Source organism: Streptomyces sp. NPDC034085 (assembly GCF_055575555.1).
This window is the reverse complement of record NZ_JBVISL010000002.1, coordinates 762,796-777,106: the sequence shown is the minus strand read 5'-3', so window position 1 is coordinate 777,106 and position 14,311 is coordinate 762,796. Positions and strand designations below refer to the sequence as shown.

Genomic DNA, 14,311 nt, shown 5'->3' with positions numbered 1-14,311 from the left:
CTCCGCGCGGGCCCGGCTAACGGCGGAAAGTGGTCAACTCCGACACGCGGCGGGGCCGTCAGGCGACCCCCGAGTCGAACGCGTTGAGGATTTCCGCGGGGTGCGTGACCCGGTCCACCAGGCCGGCGATGACCTCGGCGAGCACGGGGTGGTCGATGCCGCGCAGCGCGGCCAGGTCGATTCCGGAGAGGTCCGGGAGCCCGGGCCGCGGCCCGGGGCACGGGCCGGTCGGTGGCGCTGCCGTTTCCTGACGTCCGGTCACCATGGGCTGCCCGTCCCCTTGTCGTGTGCGGTGTGCTCTGCCGGTGTGCGGTGTGCGGTGTGCTTCGCCGGTGTGCGGTGTGTGCGTGTGCCGGGCCCGGGGGTGGTGGTCCTGCGGTCCACCACCCTTTCCCTGCGCCCGGCGGGGGGAAACGGCTCAGGGACCCGCCTCCAGGGCCCGCATGCGGTCCAGGACGGCCCGGGCCCGCTCGCCGTCCGGCAGGCCCTGGCGCTGCCAGAGCTCCAGGGCCGCGCGGTACGCGTCCAGGGCGGCGCGGGGGCGGGCGAGCCGCTCCAGCACCTCGCCGCGCAACTCCTGGACCCGGGCGGCGAGCTGGAGCGCCGGGCGGGCGTCGCGGGCGGCCCGGTCGGCGTCACGGGGGGCCTGGTCGGCCTCCAACGCGGCGCGCCAGGCCCGGCGGTAGGAGTCCGCCGCCCGGTCGAGGCGGTCGGCGGTGCGGGTGTGGGCGTGGATCTCCTGCTGCACGTCGCCGTGCTCCCGCCAGGCACGGGCCCGCTCCAGCGGGAGGTGGCCCTGCCGCCCGGCCAGCTCCAGCAGGTACTCCGCCTCCCGGAGGTCGACCAGGTCGCCCTCGTAGGCGTGCCGCAGCCGCAGCCCGGTGGCCAGCCGCATCAGCCGGTACGCCGCCCCGGGGTCGGACTGGGGCACCGCGGCGCGGCTCTCGCGCAGCACCCGTACGGCGGTGGAGGCGAAGGGACGCCCGTCCGCGGCCCGCGCCCGGTCCAGGAGTACGTCGCCCCACTCGGGCAGCAGCTCCCGGAAGGCCTCCCCGTCCCGGGGGATCAGCCGCCGGGCCCGGCCGTACGCCTCGGCCGCCTCCTCCAGGGCCGCCGGGTCCGCGTCGCGCGCGTACCGCGCCCGGTGCACCCGGGCCAGGCCCAGCAGAGCGGCCAGCCGCAGCCCGGACTCCCCGGTGGCCTCCTCCAGGGCCCGCGCCAGCTGCCCGGCCGCCTCATCCAGCCGGGCGGGCAGGTACCGCAGCGCCCCGGCCAGCTCCACCCGGACCCGCACGACGAGCCGCCGCCGCGCCGCGCCGGCCGGCCGCACCGGGCCCCACGCGGGCCCGCCGAAGCCGCCCCCGGGCGCGGCCCCCGCCCCGGATCCGGCGGCGGAACCGGACCCCGGGCCCGCGCCGGCTGCCGACCCCGCCCGCGCACCCGGGCCGGAACCCGTTTCCGGTCCTGCGGCGAAACCCGACACCGCCCCCGGGCCGGGTCCGGCGGTGGGCCCGGAACCGTGGTCGGGAGGAGGCGTGGCCGGGGCTTCGGCTCCGGGTACGCCGGCCCCGGGGCCGGAGCCGGAAGCCCGATCCGAAGCCCCCTCAGCCCCCGGGCCGGAAGCCGGAGCGGGGCCGTGCCCGGAGCCGGCCCAAGCACCCGGACCCGCACCCGACCCGGAAGCCTGGTCGGGGACCGGGTCCGACGCCCCGGAGGCCCGACCCGCGGCGGCAGCCGGCCCGGACCTGGATCCCGGACCAGCGTCGGAGCCGGAAGCCAGACCTGCCGGTGCAGTCGGGCCGGAGCCGGAAGCCCGGCCGGGGAACCCCTCCGCCCCTGGGCCGGAGGCCGGAGCGGGGTCGTGCCCGGAGCCGGCCCGGCCGGCCGAAGCACCCGGACCGGCATCCGACCCGGGAGCCTCGTCGGGGGCGCGGCCCGACACCGCCCCGGAGGCCCGGCCCGCGGCGGCAGCCGGCCCGGACCCGGACCCCGGACGCGCGTCGGAGCCGGAAGCCGGACCCGCGGGCGCAGCCGGGCCGGGGCTGGGATCGGAGCCGGAGCCCGAAACGGCCGTTCCCGCCGCGGGGTGCGGGTCGCCCGGACCCGCTGCCCCGTCGGTGTCCGACCCGGGGTCGGCACCCGAGGCCGAGCCGGAGTCGGCGGCCGGACCCGGGCCGACACCGCCCCCGGGGACCGGCTGAACGGCGGAGTCCGGTCCGGAACGGTCCGCCCCTGCGGCAGGGCCCGGTTCCGCCGGGCCGGACTCCGGCCCCGGAGCAGGGCCCCCGCCCCCACCCGCGACCGGGGCGGAGCCCCCGGCGGGGTCGCGCCCCGGGCCGGGGCTCGGCGGCGGGGGGAGGAGGGTCGTCAGGGCCGTTGTCAGGGTGGTGGCCGCCTGTTCCGCCAGGGCGGTGCGTTCGGCCGGGTCCGGGGTGCGCGGGAGCAGGGCCACCAGTACGCGCCCCAGGGCCAGCAGCAGTTCGGGGTCCGCCGCCCCGCTCCCGGAGGCCAGCGGCTCCAGCGCCGCCCGCGCCTCGCGCAGCGGGCCGGCGTCGTCGCGCAGCGCGCTCAGCCGGATCAGGGTCCGGGCCCGGTGCACGCCGCAGTCGCGGCGCAGCTCCGGTCCGGCGGCCGCCGCGCCCGCGGCCGCGAACTCCCGGTCGGCGGCGGTCAGCAGCTCCGGCGCGGGGCCCGCGGCCACCGCCCGCTCGTACAGCACCCGCCCCATCGCGGCCCGGCCGGCGGCGGTGCGCAGCCCGGTGGCGGCCCGTTCGGCCTCGTCGAGGAGTTCGGGGTCGCGTTGGACGGCCCACAGCCCCAGCAGCACCCCGGCGAGTTCGGTCTCGGCCTCCTCGGGCGGGTCTCCCGCTCCGGGCGGGGCGGCCACGGCCCGGCGCAGCAGGGCGGCGGCCTCGTACAGGGGCCCGGCGTCCGCGTCGGCCGTGCGCGCCGCGAGCCGTTCCCGGGCCGCGCGGAGCGCCCGGGCACGGCCGGCCGGCGGGTCGGCGACCGCCACCGGTGCCGGCGGGGGCGCCGGGATCTCCTCGGGCGGGCCCGGCAGGTAGCGGCGTACGACCTTCGCCGAGACCTGCGCGAAGGCCTGCGGGAGCCGCCCCGGCGGCACCCGGCCCCCCTCCGGCGCGGCGTCCGGCCCGGTCGCCGGCGCGGTGGCCGGGTCCGGGTCCGCGTCCGAGTCCAGGTCCGCGTCCGGGCCGGCGTCCGCCGGCTCCCCGGTGAGCTGTGCGACGGCCAGCGCGGGGAAGTTGCGCACGCCCCGGCCGAAGTGCGCCTGTACGTACTCCGAGCAGTGCTTGAGGACCAGCGCGGCCTCGTCCCGCCCCAGCGGCCCCAGCAGCACCTCCTGCACCCCCGGCACGAACTCGTACCACTGCCCGGGGGTTTCCCCGCTGCGCCGCAGCAGCCCGCCGAGCAGGACCTCCGCCAGGTCGGAGGGCTCCGAGTCGGGCAGCATCGTGCGCTGCACCAGCCGCATCACGGGCAGGGTCAGCGGCGCCGCCGACAGGTACACGGCGAGCTGGACGGCGCCGGGCGCGGCCGAGGAGCGGAAGCGGCGCACCAGTTCGTGCGGCGGCCGGCCGGTGGGCGGCAGCGGGACGGGGGCGGCGGGGTGGCGGGCGAGCACCCGGCCCACCTCGGCGGGGACGGGCCCGGTGCCGAGCCCGGCGACGAGCCGTGCCCAGGCCCCGAGGGCGGTGGCGTTCGGCGGGAGCACGGGCACGGTGAGGCCGCCGGTGGGCCGGCCGGGCCGGGGCGGCCGCTCGGGCCGGAAACGCAGCCGCGGCCCGCCGCCCGGGCCGGCGCCGCCCGCGCCCGGGCCCCCGGCGGTGGCGGCCCGTTCCAGCACTCCGCGTTCCGTCGGCAGCCAGCTGCGGCTCCACAGCCGCTGCGGCAGGGGCTGGACGACCGCGCACGGCGCGCACTCGGCCCACCGGTGCAGCAGCCGCTGCGCTTCGCCCTCCCGCCACACCGGCCCGGCGCAGTCGGAGACGACGATGGTCAGGGCCCGCCCGGTGGGGTCGCGGAGCTGGTCCCCGGAGCGCAGGCCGGGGCCGGGCGCGGGGCCGCGGCCGACGGCGGCGGTGCCGTCCGCGAGCCGGTGCAGGTGGTGGGCCTGGACGTCGCGGAAGGCGCCGAGGCGTTCGCAGACCGCCCGGAGTTCCTCGAACATCTCCTGCCAGACCGCCATGGAGGGGGAGGCGTCCATCACCAGCCGTACGGTCGCCTCGCGGCGGCTCTCCGGCCGGAACACCGGGATGACCAGTCCGAGGGCGCGGGCACTGGCCTCGACGGTGGCGGCCTCGTCGAGCACGGTACGGGTGGGGCGGCCGGGGGGCCGGTGCCGCTGGAGGGCGCGCAGGGCCCGCTGGATCTCCAGGATCCGGGGCAGCGCGGCCGCCCCGGGCACCCGTACGGGGACGGCGCCCGCGACCGGGATCCCGGCGGCCGCGCCGGTGTCGGGGGCGGGCCGCTGCCCGGCGGGGTAGAGCCGGACCGGGTCCTCGACCTCCGGTTCCTCCCGCTCCGGCTCCGCCGGCGGTTCCGCGGCGGGCTCGGCGGCACTCGACGGCCCGGGCGGACCCGGCGGTTCCTCCGGCGCGGCGGAGCCGGACGCCGGGCCGGCGCCCGCTGCCCCGGCGGCGGCGATGCGGGTGCGCCCGGCCAGCCACAGCGCGTCGGCCAGCTCCTCGGCGGACGGATCGAGCCCGGCGGCGCGCAGCAGCCCGGCCAGGGCGCGGAGCTCGGCGGCTCCTTCCGGCGCGGCGGGCCCGGCGGCACCGCCCGGGCCGGCACCGCCGGGGTCGACGGGTTCCTGGGGCACTCCGGCTCACCTCGGGCGGTCGAGGCGCTGGATGAGCAGGTCCGCGAGGTCGTCCCGGCTCGGCGGGGCGGCGTAGTGGGTGAGGTAGATGGCGTTCAGCAGCTGGTCGGCGGCCACCAGCTCCGAGCGGGAGCGGCTGAGGAACTCCCGGATCAGGTCCGCGCCCAGCCGGGCGGCCTCCTCGCCGAGGTGGGCGCGGACCATGGTGGCGAGCCGCTTCTCCCCGGGCTGCCCGAGCCGCAGCTGGATGCAGCGGCGCAGCAGGGCGGCGGGAAAGTCCCGTTCGCCGTTGCTGGTCAGGATGATGAACGGGAAGGCCCGGCAGCGCACCCGGCCGTCCCGGACGGTGACCTTCGCCCCGTCGTCGGTGAGCACCTGCACCTCGGGCTCGGAGTCGGCGACCCGTTCCAGCTCGGGCAGGGTGAACTCGCCTTCCTCCAGGACGTTCAGCAGGTCGTTGGGCAGGTCGATGTCGCTCTTGTCGAGCTCGTCGACGAGCAGGACCCGCGGGCGTGCGGCGGGCAGCAGCGCGGTGCCCAGCGGGCCGAGCCGGATGTACCTGCCGATGCCGGGCACGCCGCCGCTCCCCGCCCCGCCGGCCCCCGTCCCGCCCGCGCCGGCGGCGATCTGGACGTCCTGGAGCCGGGCGAGGGCGTCGTAACGGTAGAGGCCCTCCTGGAGCACGGTCCGCGACACCACCGGCCAGCGCAGCACCCGGCCGAGTTTCAGCTCGTGGGCGACGGCGTGCGCGAGGGTGGACTTGCCGGTGCCGGGGTAGCCGGTGACCAGCAGCGGCCTGCGCAGGTAGAGGGCGGCGTTGACGGCCTCCAGTTCCTCGGGCTCGGGCCGGTGCAGCTCGGCGGCCTGCCGGTGGGCGCCGAGGCGGCGCGCCACGTTCCCGTCGGCGGCCGCGGCGGGCCCGCCGGGCTCCACGACGGGACCGCCGTCGAAGTCCCGCCACGGGGGCGGGTCGGGCAGGGCCGCGATTCCGTCGTGGGGGTCGCCCACGCCCCGGTAGATGAGCCATTCCTCGTTCACGGCCGCTCCCTCCCACGAAGCCCGCAACGCCCGTACCATCCGTACCGCCCGGGCCCCGCTCCACCGGCGACGCCCGTACCGCCCGCACCACCCGGGCCCCGCTCTACCGGCTTCCCCGCCCGGCCCCCGCCCGGCCCGGGCCCCCGCCTCACAGGTCCCCTTGCAGCGGCTCGTCCTCGGGCAGCGCCCGCGCCGGGTCGTCCCAGACGAGGACCAGCCCGGCCGCCCAGTAGGCGTCGGGATCCGCCCCGTACGCCCGCTGGCGCAGGGCCTGGAGGCGCCGCGGCAGCACCGCGCCCCGGCCCGCCTCGGCCAGCTCCTCGCGCAGCCCCCGGTGGAAGGGGGCGCAGGACACCGCCGGGTCCGCCGGGGGCCTGCGGCACAGCACCACCCCGTAGCCGGCGTCCCGTACGGCGTGCAGCGCGCCCCGCGTCGGTTCGGTGCCCGCCGCCCGGCAGAGGACCGGCACGGCGGTGTCCACCAGCCCCTCCAGCCACCCCGGCGAGGGGCTGCGCGGCCGGCCCCGCAGGCAGTCGGCGCGCTGGGCCAGCAGCGGGCCCGCCTGCACGCGTTCCCACCGCCCGGCCGAGACGGCGTCCCCGCCGAAACGGAACACCACCGGCCGCTGCACCCCGACCGGCGTCCCGCCCGACACCGCCCACTCGTCCACCGCGAGCCCGAACAGCTCGGGAGCGACGGCGACTTCGAGGAGCGCGGCGCTCTCGTGCGTGTCGCACCGCCGGAACCCCTCGGCGAGCGGGGCGCGCAGTGCCTCGGGCAGGGCCGGCGCGGTGGCCCGTACGCCCGCGGCCACGGGGGTGACCCGGCCGGGCCGGGCCGGGCCGGCCAGGACGGACACCCGCCAGTCGTAGACGTCCTCCCAGCCGTGCGCCCAGGCCTCCAGCAGCACCGAGGGCCCGTCGGGGAGCACGTGGGCCCGTCGGGCGGGGCCGTGCGCCTCCCGGCCGGCGGCGGCGCGCCGGCGCCGGTCCCGTTCGGCCAGGCCCCGCTCGTGCCGCTCGCCCAGTTCCCGGCGCAGCGGACGCCACAGCCGCTCCGCGGTGGCCCGTACCCAGTCCCACAGCTCCTCGTCCGCGCCCGGGGCCGGCGGCTCGCGGTAGTCGGCGACGCTCACGGCGGTCGCGTACCGGAGCATCGCGGCGGCCTCGCCGCCCGCGCCCGGCGGGTCGTGCAGGAGCCCGAGGCCGTCGCGCCAGCTGAGCGGGGCGGGCAGGGTCGTGTCGGGCTCCTCGCCGCGGGCCTGTTCGGCGAGTTCCCGCACGGCCTCGGAGGAGGTGGGCGGCGGGAGTTCGGCGAGCAGCCCGCACAGGGTGGTGCGTTCGCCGGGGGTGAGCCGGCCGCGGCCGCCGTAGGGGTCCGCTTCCCCGGCGGGCAGCTCGTCGTGCACGTCGGTCCAGGTGCGGCGGCTGTCGAGGTCGCTCAGGTGGCGGTCGTAGTGGTAGAGGTCATGGGCCTGCATGACCCTGTGGTAGAGCCCGGGCTGGCCGGCCGCCCCCACGGGCAGGGTCCGCAGCTGGGCCACGGACACGGCGAGTCCGCCGCCGCCCGCGTGGCGGCGGGCCTTGACGATCCCGACGACCTCCCCGCGCGCCAGGTCGACCACGGGCCCGCCGGACATGCCGGCCTCGATCTCGTCGTCGTCGCCGAGGCGGATCGCGGCTCCGCCGGCGGCGATGCCGCGCAGCCGGGTGGTGCGGCCGGTGATCTCGCGGATGCCGAGTTCCTCGGTGCAGCCGAAGTACGCGGCCTCGTCGAGGCGGGGCCGGGCCCGGTCGGTCAGCCACACGCAGGCGTGGGTGACGGGCGCGAGCACCCGGACCAGCGCCAGGTCGGGCAGGTCCCACAGGGCGCGCCGCCCGGGCCGGCGCTCGTCGAGCCGTTCGGGCAGTACGCACTCGACACGGCCGGCGACCGTGCCGGTGGCGCCGTCCCCGCCGGAGGAGAAGGTGATGCCGACCTCGCGTCCGGCCAGCCGCACGGCAGCACCCCCTTCGCCGACCACGTGCGCGCACGTCAGGACCCAGCCGGGGGCGATGAAGAACCCGCTCCCCCAGGTCGGCCCCGTCCCAGGGCTCTCATACCCGTCCGCAGGCGCGTGGACGCGTACGGTGGCGGCACGGACCAGGGGCTCCAGGAGCTCGAAGGCGCGCGCGGAGCCGGCCGTGCGCCCTTCCGGCATCCCCAGACCCCCGTCGCCCGCTCGCCCCGTGAGAGGGCGTCCACCGTAGCGCCGGCGGCCCCGCGGGCGGGAGGGTCTCGCGGGTAAGCCGATTATCCTGGCGGGAAACACCCCCATCACCACACGGCACGGAGCCCGACTTGTACTTCACCGATCGCGGCATCGAGGAGCTGGAGAAGCGGCGCGGCGAGGAGGAGGTCACCTTCGAGTGGCTCGCCGAGCAGCTCCGCACGTTCGTGGACCTCAACCCGGACTTCGAGGTCCCGGTGGAACGCCTGGCGACCTGGCTGGCCCGCCTGGACGACGACGAGGACGAGGACGAGTAGTCCCGGCAGCGCCCACACGGCCCGAGGGCCGGACGGAACACGGCCGAGGGGCCCGACCGCACGCGGTCGGGCCCCTCGGCGCACACGGCCCGCACGCCTGGCCGGAACGTCCCACCGCGAGACCGAACTCCTGAAAGACGGGCCCGGGATCGGCTGTACATGTCACTGTTTCCGCACACAGGACCGTACGCAGTACCAGTTGTCCTCTTCCCGAGGTGCAACGGATCCGGAGAGGCACCCATGAACCACGCGGCAGACGAGCTCGAACCGTCCCGGCTCCAGAAGGCGGTCGAGACGATCGCCATCACGCCGGAGGCGGCCACCAAGCTCGTGGACGGTTACCGTGCGACCTTCCGGAAGAAGTTCGAGCGGGAGCCCGAGAGCCTCGAGGACAAGCGCAGGATCGCGGCCAAGATCACCGGCCGGTACTCCAAACTCGCGGCGGCCGCCGGAGCGGTCACCGCGGCCCCGAGCGTGATTCCGGGGGTCGGGACGGCGGTCGCGGTCCTGGGGGGCGGTGTCACCGACGCCGCCATGGTCCTGAAGCTCCAGGTCGACATGTGCATGTGCCTGGTCGAGGTGTACGAGACCGAGCTGAGCGGCGAGGACAAGAAGCACCTCGCCTTCTTGCTCGCGTTGGCGGGCTCGGCCGAACAGATGGCGGCGAAGGGCGGCAAGGCGGCGGTCCAGAAGGTCGCCGAGAAGCTGGTGTACCAGTACCTGCGGGGCCCCGCTCTGATCACGATCAAGCAATTGTTCAAGCGGGTGTCCATCACCTTCACCCAGAAGGCGATGGCGAAGGCGATACCGGCCGGCGTGGGTGTCGCTTTCAGCAGCTCGACGAACTACGTCCTGACGACGGTGGTGGGCAAGGCCGCCGTGGCCGTGCTGGCCAAGGACGTGAAGTAGCACCGCCGTACCGCATCCGACCCTCCCGCCTGCCGCCCGGCGAGAGCCCAACGGCCCGGCCGCGGGGAGCGGTCGGGCCGTTGTGGTGTGCGCTCTGATCAGCAGCGCAGCAGATTCCTCGGGCGCCCAAGATCAGGCGGCCTTGGTCTCCCAGAAGATGCGGTCGATCTCGGCGATGAGGTCGAGGGCCTTCTGGCCGGTCGCCGGGTCGTTCGACGCCTTGGCGGCCGAGAGGGCCTTCAGGGTGTCGTTGACCAGGGTGTGGAGCTGCGGGTACTTCTCGAAGTGCGGCGGCTTGAAGTAGTCGCTCCACAGCACGGAGACGTGGTGCTTCGCGAGCTCGGCGCGCTGCTCCTTGATGGTGATGGCGCGCGCGCGGAAGTCCGCGTCGTCGTTGGCCTGGTACTTCTCCTGGACTGCCTTGACGGACTCGGCCTCGATACGGGCCTGGGCCGGGTCGTACACGCCGCAGGGCAGGTCGCAGTGGGCGGAGACCTTCACCTTGGGGGCGAAGAAGCGGGAAAGCATGGAGTGGGTCCTCCTCGTGATCGTCTTCTCAAGGGTGGAGATTACTCGCTGAGAATCCGGAAATCGCGGGCGCCCCCATGGGCTTAGGACAAAAGTCCAGTGACGGCCGGGTAGCGGTGAGCGAACGTACGGCGGCATACGGCAGCATGCGGGGAGGACGAGGAGGCCGGAGATGGCGGAGAGCGGGCGGGCGCGGGTGCGCGTCGGGATCAGCGAGGTGACGGGGCCGTCGATGGTGCCGACGCTGCTGCACGGGGACAGGCTGGTGGTGCGGTACGGGGCGCCGGTCCGGCCGGGTGGCGTGGTGGTGTTCCGGCATCCGCTCCAGCAGGACCTGCTGGTGGTCAAACGGGCGGCCGAGCGCCGCCCGGGCGGCTGGTGGATGCTCGGGGACAACCCGTTCAACGAGACGGGGGACAGCACGGACTACGGCGCGGTCCCCGATGAGCTGGTGCTGGCGGTGGCCGTGCTGCGGCTGCGGCCGCGCCCGGCGGGTCAGCGCTCGCTGAGGGCGCGGCTGTCCTGGGCCGTGTCGGCGGTGCGGCTGCTGCGCGCGGACGCCTCGGCCTCCAGCCGCTTGCGGGCGCGGTAGGCGGCGACGTTGGCCCGGGTGGCGCACCGGTCGGAGCAGTAGCGCCGGGAGCGGTTGGTGGAGGTGTCGAGGTAGGCGTTGCGGCAGGGCGGCGCCTGGCACAGGCCGAGGCGGTCGGGACCGTGCTCGGTGAGGGCGAAGGCGAGCCCCATCGAGGCCATGGCGGCGTAGCCTGCGGAGGCGTTGGAGGGGTGCTCGGCCAGGTGGATGTGCCAGTCGGGGCTGCCGTCGTCGCGGACGGTGTCGTGGCCGGTGACCTGGGGGCTGACCGGGAACTCCATGAGGAGGGAGTTCAGCAGGTCGACGGCGAGGACGTGGTCGCCGCCGTCGGCGGCCTCGAAGACGGCGCGCAGCCGGCCGCGGACGTTGCGGAAGCGGGTGACGTCGGTGTCGGTGACCCGGCGGGCCATCTGCACGCTGGCCCCGAAGAGGGCGCGGACGTCGTCCACGGAGGTGAGGGCGTCCTTGTTGCGGGCCGGCTCCTCGGTGTTGACCAGGCGCACGGCGAAGTCCGAGTAATGGGCCAGTTCCACGTGGAGTCCTTATGGCTGCGGAGGAGTGTCTGCACGGGCCGCGTAACGGCTGTTATCGCTTCGAGGGTATTACGCGTGGAGGGGTTCCGGAGAGCCGACGCTACAACTGGCCCGTTCCGTACGACGGACCGGCCCGGCGACCGGGGGCTGCGGGTGGAACGTGTCCGGGTACGCCGCAGGGGCGGTACGGAAACCCGTACCGCCCCTGCGCCGGCGCACCGCGCTACAGCACCTTGGACAGGAACGCCTTCGTCCGGTCGTGCTGCGGGTTGCCCAGCACCTCGCGCGGGTGGCCGGACTCGACCACCACGCCGCCGTCCATGAAGACGAGGTTGTCGCCGACCTCGCGGGCGAAGCCCATCTCGTGGGTCACCACGATCATGGTCATGCCCGACTCGGCCAGGTCCCGCATGACGTCGAGGACGTCACCGACCAGCTCCGGGTCCAGGGCCGAGGTGGGCTCGTCGAAGAGCATCAGCTTCGGCTCCATGGCCAGCGCGCGGGCGATCGCCACGCGCTGCTGCTGGCCGCCGGAGAGCTGGGTGGGGTAGTTCCCGCCCTTGTCGCCGAGGCCGACGCGGTCGAGGAGGCGTACGGCGCGCTCGCGGGCCACCGCCTTGCTCTCGCCCTTGACCATGACCGGGGCTTCCATGACGTTCTCTATGGCGGTCATGTGCGGGAAGAGGTTGAAGCGCTGGAAGACCATGCCGATGTCCCGGCGCTGGGCCGCGACCTCGCTGTCCCTCAGCTCGTAGAGCTTGTCGCCCTTCTGCTTGTAGCCCACCAGCTGGCCGTCGACCGAGAGCCGGCCGGCGTTGATGCGCTCCAGGTGGTTGATGCAGCGCAGGAAGGTGGACTTGCCGGAGCCGGACGGGCCGACCAGGCAGAAGACCTCGCGGGGGGCGACCTCGAGGTCGATCCCGCGCAGGATGTGGGCGGCGCCGTACGACTTGTGGACGCCTTCGGCCTTGACCATCGGCTGGGCGGTCACTTCGCCACCTCCGTACGGCGGAACATGTTCAGGTTTGCCTTGAGCCGTTCGAAGGGGGTCGGCGGCAGGCTCCGCAGCGAGCCGCGTGCGTAGCGGCGCTCCAGGTAGTACTGGCCGACGCTGAAGACGCTGGTCAGCGCCAGGTACCAGATGGAGGCCACGAAGTACATCTCGATGACCGCGCCGGCGGTGCTGCCGATGTTGGAGCTGGCCCGCAGGAGTTCGGTGTACTGCACCGCCGAGACCAGGGAGGAGGTCTTCAGCATGTTGATGAACTCGTTGCCGGTCGGCGGGATGATCACGCGCATGGCCTGCGGGAGCACGACGCGGCGCATGGTCTGCGTCTGGGTCATGCCGAGCGCGTGCGAGGCCTCGCTCTGGCCCTCGTCGACGGACTGGATGCCCGCGCGGACGATCTCCGCCATGTAGGCGCCCTCGTTCAGGCCGAGGCCCAGCAGGGCGACCATGAACGGCGTCATGACGTCGACGGTCTCGTTCTTGTAGATCGGGCCCAGGTTGATGTACTGGAAGATCAGCGGGAGGCTGAACCAGACCAGCAGCTGCACGTAGACCGGGGTGCCGCGGAAGAACCAGATGTAGAGCCAGGACACGAAGCTCGTGACCGGGTTCTTCGACAGCCGCATCACGGCGAAGAGGATGCCGAGCGCCAGGCCGAGCGCCATGGCCGAGATGCTGATGATGACGGTGTTGCCGAGGCCGGTGAGGACCGCGGGGTCGAACAGCTTGTCGCCGACCGTCCCCCAGATGATCTTGCCCTGGGAGAAGGCGTAGACGAGCCACGCGAGCAGTACGGCGACGACCACGGCGCTGATCCAGCGACCGTAGTGCCGTACGGGGATGGCCTTGATCGCCTCGTAGGGGGTGCCCGAGGCGCCGGGGCCGGCCGGAGTTGCGGCCGGACCCTTGTCGATCTTGTCAGTCACAATGACTGCCCTTCAGTGGAGCGCTCGGTCTTACTTTCCTGCGTTGACCGTGGCGGACTGCACGGCGCTGTCCTTCACGTTCCACTTCTCCAGGACCTTGGCGTAGGAGCCGTCCTTGATGATGGCGTCGAGGGCTTCCTTGAGGGCGTCGCGCAGCTGGGTGTTCTCCTTGGAGACCGCGATGCCGAAGAGGCCGACGTCGGCCTGCTGGCCGCCGACCTCGAAGTCGTTGCCGCCGCCCGAGGTCTTCGCCGTGTAGGCGGTGACCGGGAAGTCGTTCAGGTCGGCGACGGCGCCGCCGGCCTTGACGCGGGTCTGGGCCTCGGCGTCGGTGTCGAAGGCCTCGATGGTGAGCTTCTTGTCACCGCACTTCTCGGCCTGCGCCTTGAAGGTGTCCTCGTACGTGGTGCCGCGCTGGACGGCGACCGTCTTGCCGCACAGGTCGTCGAGGGACTTGATGTTGTCCGGGTTGCCCTTCTTGACCAGGAGCGAGACGCCGGAGGAGAAGTAGTCGACGAAGTCGACGCCCTTGCCGATCTTCTGGCCCTTGTCGTCGAGGCCTTCCTGGCGCTTCTTGTTGTCCGTGATCGAGGACATCGCGATGTCCTGGCGGCCGGTCTCCAGGGAGGTGATCAGGCCGTCGAAGGTGCCGGAGGTGAACTGGAACTTCACACCGAGCTGCTTGCCGAGCGCCTCGGCGATGTCGGGGTCGACACCGACGATCTTCCCGCCGTCGACGAACTCCATCGGCGCGTAGGCCGTGTCCGAACCGACCTTGACGACACCGGCGTCCTGGATCTTCTTCGGGAGCTTCGAGAACAGCGGGGCGCTGTTGTCGGTCTTGCCCGACGGGGTCGAGGAGCCGTTGCCCTCGGTCTGGTCGCCACATCCGGTGAGAATCAGGGCGCCGGCGACCGCGATCGCGCCGACCGCGGCGATCCGGGACCGGGCGGCGGTCGTACGACGGGTGGTGCTTGCGGTCATGAGCTGGTTCCTCCGACAGGGGTGGAAAAGCATCCGAGAGAAGGCCGGGCACGCACCATCGAGTGTCGCGACCTTGTGTGATTACGGCATCTTGCCATTCGGACTGACGCATTCAGGCTGCTCGTCAGGTCAAAATCAGATAACGGGCGCGGCCGACTAGCCAACAGGACTGCGGGCAAGGCCTCCCGGAGCCGCACAAACCCCCGTGACCTGCCGTTTTCGCCTCACTATTTGCGGGACGTCTCGCCTGCTGGACAGAGAGCTTTGGACTTTTAGCCAAAACCGGGACAAGGGGCCTACGATCAGTCCGGAATCGACTCGTCTGGCCGAGTGTTCTTCGGGTAGAACAGATCCTTACACCCCTCATCCGGGGCTCAGGGCGCGCGTGCGGCGCGCCCGCGCGTACGAACCTCCCCTCCGCGGAGA

At 74.7% G+C, this 14,311-nt stretch carries 12 protein-coding genes; 3 read left to right on the top strand and 9 right to left on the bottom strand.

The window, feature by feature from the left end; genetic code table 11:
• Positions 1-58: 58 nt before the first annotated feature.
• The 4 genes from fxsA to ACZ501_RS08975 all read right to left on the bottom strand — a co-directional run bounded on the left by fxsA (position 59) and on the right by ACZ501_RS08975 (position 8,078).
• Positions 59-265: an FxSxx-COOH cyclophane-containing RiPP peptide gene (gene fxsA, locus ACZ501_RS08990; protein ID WP_361607419.1), complete on the bottom strand. Its 207-nt coding sequence runs from the start codon at positions 263-265 to the stop codon at positions 59-61.
• Positions 266-418: 153 nt separating this feature from the next.
• On the bottom strand, positions 419-4,840 hold the full coding sequence (locus ACZ501_RS08985) for an SAV_2336 N-terminal domain-related protein (RefSeq protein ID WP_468793524.1): 4,422 nt from the start codon (positions 4,838-4,840) through the stop codon (positions 419-421).
• Between the two features lie 6 nt (positions 4,841-4,846).
• Positions 4,847-5,917, bottom strand: coding sequence for an AAA family ATPase (locus ACZ501_RS08980; protein ID WP_468793522.1), 1,071 nt, complete (start codon positions 5,915-5,917; stop codon positions 4,847-4,849).
• A 109-nt stretch (positions 5,918-6,026) separates the two neighbouring features.
• Positions 6,027-8,078, bottom strand: coding sequence for a VMAP-C domain-containing protein (locus ACZ501_RS08975; protein WP_468793520.1), 2,052 nt, complete (start codon positions 8,076-8,078; stop codon positions 6,027-6,029).
• Positions 8,079-8,218: 140 nt separating this feature from the next.
• Between ACZ501_RS08975 and ACZ501_RS08970 the strand changes: the two genes are divergently transcribed.
• Positions 8,219-8,404, top strand: coding sequence for a DUF6104 family protein (locus tag ACZ501_RS08970; protein ID WP_018102711.1), 186 nt, complete (start codon positions 8,219-8,221; stop codon positions 8,402-8,404).
• 240 nt (positions 8,405-8,644) lie between these two features.
• Positions 8,645-9,313, top strand: coding sequence for a hypothetical protein (locus ACZ501_RS08965; RefSeq protein WP_468793517.1), 669 nt, complete (start codon positions 8,645-8,647; stop codon positions 9,311-9,313).
• Between the two features lie 132 nt (positions 9,314-9,445).
• Here the strand turns inward: ACZ501_RS08965 and sodN are convergent, their stop codons facing one another.
• The gene (gene sodN, locus ACZ501_RS08960) at positions 9,446-9,841 is read right to left on the bottom strand and encodes a superoxide dismutase, Ni (protein WP_361602888.1); all 396 of its coding nucleotides are present in this window, start codon (positions 9,839-9,841) and stop codon (positions 9,446-9,448) included.
• Between the two features lie 172 nt (positions 9,842-10,013).
• Between sodN and sodX the strand changes: the two genes are divergently transcribed.
• On the top strand, positions 10,014-10,433 hold the full coding sequence (gene sodX / locus ACZ501_RS08955) for a nickel-type superoxide dismutase maturation protease (protein ID WP_361602891.1): 420 nt from the start codon (positions 10,014-10,016) through the stop codon (positions 10,431-10,433).
• On the opposite strand, the gene ACZ501_RS08950 is transcribed toward sodX, so the two are convergent.
• The 4 genes from ACZ501_RS08950 to ACZ501_RS08935 all read right to left on the bottom strand — a co-directional run bounded on the left by ACZ501_RS08950 (position 10,337) and on the right by ACZ501_RS08935 (position 13,885).
• Positions 10,337-10,966, bottom strand: coding sequence for a CGNR zinc finger domain-containing protein (locus ACZ501_RS08950; RefSeq protein ID WP_361602894.1), 630 nt, complete (start codon positions 10,964-10,966; stop codon positions 10,337-10,339). The two genes, sodX and ACZ501_RS08950, sit on opposite strands and share 97 nt — an antisense overlap.
• A gap of 223 nt (positions 10,967-11,189) precedes the next feature.
• The gene (locus tag ACZ501_RS08945) at positions 11,190-11,942 is read right to left on the bottom strand and encodes an amino acid ABC transporter ATP-binding protein (protein ID WP_361602915.1); all 753 of its coding nucleotides are present in this window, start codon (positions 11,940-11,942) and stop codon (positions 11,190-11,192) included.
• A gap of 11 nt (positions 11,943-11,953) precedes the next feature.
• Positions 11,954-12,901, bottom strand: a complete 948-nt coding sequence (locus ACZ501_RS08940) for an amino acid ABC transporter permease (protein ID WP_361602897.1) — start codon at positions 12,899-12,901, stop codon at positions 11,954-11,956.
• Between the two features lie 30 nt (positions 12,902-12,931).
• Complete coding sequence (locus tag ACZ501_RS08935; protein ID WP_361602900.1) at positions 12,932-13,885, bottom strand: ABC transporter substrate-binding protein; 954 nt, start codon at positions 13,883-13,885, stop codon at positions 12,932-12,934.
• Positions 13,886-14,311 lie beyond the last annotated feature (426 nt).

What these genes read in the sequence shown, in the direction of transcription:
- ACZ501_RS08980 (WP_468793522.1), bottom strand. Translation starts at nt 5,917, where the DNA reads ATGGTACGGGCGTTGCGGGCTTCGTGGGAGGGAGCGGCCGTGAACGAG.
- fxsA (WP_361607419.1), bottom strand. Translation starts at nt 265, where the DNA reads ATGGTGACCGGACGTCAGGAAACGGCAGCGCCACCGACCGGCCCGTGC.
- sodN (WP_361602888.1), bottom strand. Translation starts at nt 9,841, where the DNA reads ATGCTTTCCCGCTTCTTCGCCCCCAAGGTGAAGGTCTCCGCCCACTGC.
- ACZ501_RS08975 (WP_468793520.1), bottom strand. Translation starts at nt 8,078, where the DNA reads ATGCCGGAAGGGCGCACGGCCGGCTCCGCGCGCGCCTTCGAGCTCCTG.
- ACZ501_RS08965 (WP_468793517.1), top strand. Translation starts at nt 8,645, where the DNA reads ATGAACCACGCGGCAGACGAGCTCGAACCGTCCCGGCTCCAGAAGGCG.
- sodX (WP_361602891.1), top strand. Translation starts at nt 10,014, where the DNA reads ATGGCGGAGAGCGGGCGGGCGCGGGTGCGCGTCGGGATCAGCGAGGTG.
- ACZ501_RS08935 (WP_361602900.1), bottom strand. Translation starts at nt 13,885, where the DNA reads ATGACCGCAAGCACCACCCGTCGTACGACCGCCGCCCGGTCCCGGATC.
- ACZ501_RS08945 (WP_361602915.1), bottom strand. Translation starts at nt 11,942, where the DNA reads ATGGTCAAGGCCGAAGGCGTCCACAAGTCGTACGGCGCCGCCCACATC.